At 48.8% G+C, this 1,607-nt stretch carries 1 protein-coding gene; it reads left to right on the top strand.

The window, feature by feature from the left end:
* Window positions 1-1,607, top strand: a 1,607-nt coding sequence (locus A3739_RS24160) for a VCBS domain-containing protein (protein WP_082878588.1), incomplete at both ends; no start/stop codon positions are given.

Genomic DNA, 1,607 nt, shown 5'->3' with positions numbered 1-1,607 from the left:
CAAACTCAGTTATCTGGAACGCTGAGCACGAGCGATGTCGATAAGGGCGATACTGCGACGTTTACTCCAGGCACTTTCAAAGGCACCTATGGCACTTTCACGATTGATGCCAACGGTAATTGGACATATACCCTCGATAAAGGTGCAAATGCAACGCAAGCCTTAGCGCAGGGGCAAATCGCAACCGAGAGCTTTGCCGTCGTGGCGACCGATCAGTCCGGTGCGTCGGTATCAAAAGTGATTTCCATGAATTTAGTTGGTACCAATGACGTACCAACTGTCAATGGAATCGCGACGGGCACGACTGTTGAAAATCTTCAATTGAATGCAGTTGGCTTCTTGCAAGCAACGGACGTAGACACAGGCGACAAAATTACCCAATGGCGCGTACTCAACCCCAACGGCACTTATGGCTCGCTTTCTATCGACCAAAATGGCAAGTGGATATATACCCTCGATAACAATGACGCAGATACAAAAGCCTTGAAGGCAGGTCAAACGGGTCAAGAGGCGTTTCAAGTTGTCGCGGTTGATTTAAGCGGCGGCACTTCTCAACCCTTCTCGATTAATGTCGATGTCATCGGAACGCAAAATAGAGCTCCAGGGGGCGGAGGCACTCCTCCGAGTGGCGTAACCACGACGCACCCTACGATTGTCGCGAATGTTATTGAGAATACCAAACCCAAAGATAGTGGCTCATTTTCTGGCGCACCGGGTACTGCCTTAAAAGACCCAGAGTTTAAAGCACCTGATGAAAATTCTAGTCCTACTCGTGTTGGCAATAATGCAGACAATCACATTAAGGGTACTAACAAGCAAGGTTTTATCGACGGACGCGGAGGTAACGACCGGATAGACGGAGGCGATAAGGATGATCGAATTCACGGAGGTGATGGCAACGACCAATTGAAGGGAGGAAAAGGAGATGACGTTTTAAGAGGTGGTAGCGGAAATGATCTGTTAGATGGCGGATCGGCTAATAAAGGCGATACCGCTGAGTTTACTGGAAGTCGAAGTGAGTATCGTATTGTCGATTTGGGCAATGGTCAGTTTCGAGTTATCGATACCATACCTGGGCGTGACGGCACAGATACCGTTAAGAACATCGAATTTTTTAGTTTTGCAAATGGCACCTATACAGATAGCAATGTTCAGTCTGGTTCGCCAATTCCTTCAACCGTTGGAAGCTATCAATCTGTCTCTGCGCATCCTGTTGTAGGCGGTGCATATGGTGCCCTGACCGTTGCTGCCAACACTGGAAAATGGACCTATACGCTCAATAATTCTCCGCAAACCGAAGCGCTCGCTGAAGGTCAACAAGTTACTGAAACGTGGAAGATTGTCATGATCGATGCCAACGGTCATCGGCATGAGCAGACCGTTAACGTCGACATTCAAGGTACCAACGATGCGCCAACCATTATTGGGCAAGACTCGGGACGATTGGTTGAGGGCTCATTAACCCAATCGAGTGGCTCACTTGCTGCGCTTGATCCAGATGCAGGGGATACCCATACATGGTCTTTGAATGGCGGTGGGCAAGGCAACTTCGGCACACTGACCTTGAACCCTAATACCGGACAATGGGAGTACAAACTCGACAGTAA

This window comes from Oleiphilus sp. HI0067 (assembly GCF_001635735.1).
Note: the sequence above shows the minus strand (reverse complement) of the source record. Positions and strands in the feature narration are given on the sequence as shown.